The sequence below is a fragment of the Pseudomonas sp. 65/3-MNA-CIBAN-0223 genome (assembly GCF_040310425.1).
In the GTDB taxonomy this organism is placed as follows: Bacteria; Pseudomonadota; Gammaproteobacteria; order Pseudomonadales; family Pseudomonadaceae; genus Aquipseudomonas; species Aquipseudomonas gregormendelii.
This window is the reverse complement of the sequence record NZ_JBEOPV010000290.1, coordinates 1-246: the sequence shown is the minus strand read 5'-3', so window position 1 is coordinate 246 and position 246 is coordinate 1. Positions and strand designations below refer to the sequence as shown.

Genomic DNA, 246 nt, shown 5'->3' with positions numbered 1-246 from the left:
GTCCAACAGACCCTAGCTGCATGGCAAAAAAGGTAGAATAATGACTAAGAAATTTTCTGAGCTGAATCGTCGCCAGTTTTTACGTCAAGTCGGAATCAGCGCAGGGGCAGGGCTGTTAGCGACCCAAAGCATTACTCAAGCACTGGCTGCTAATACTACTGGGCAAGATAGCAGCACGCAATTTACCAAAGATGATCTGCCAACGGCGTTGATGGATGAGAGCCTGCCATCAGGACAAGCACAACA

Annotated in this window: 1 protein-coding gene; it reads left to right on the top strand. The window is 48.4% G+C overall.

Features of this window, described 5'->3' with window-relative positions; all coding sequences use genetic code 11:
* Positions 1 to 40: 40 nt before the first annotated feature.
* A partial coding sequence (locus tag AAEZ09_RS28930) for a twin-arginine translocation signal domain-containing protein (protein ID WP_350601757.1) occupies positions 41 to 246 on the top strand: 206 nt, incomplete at its 3' end.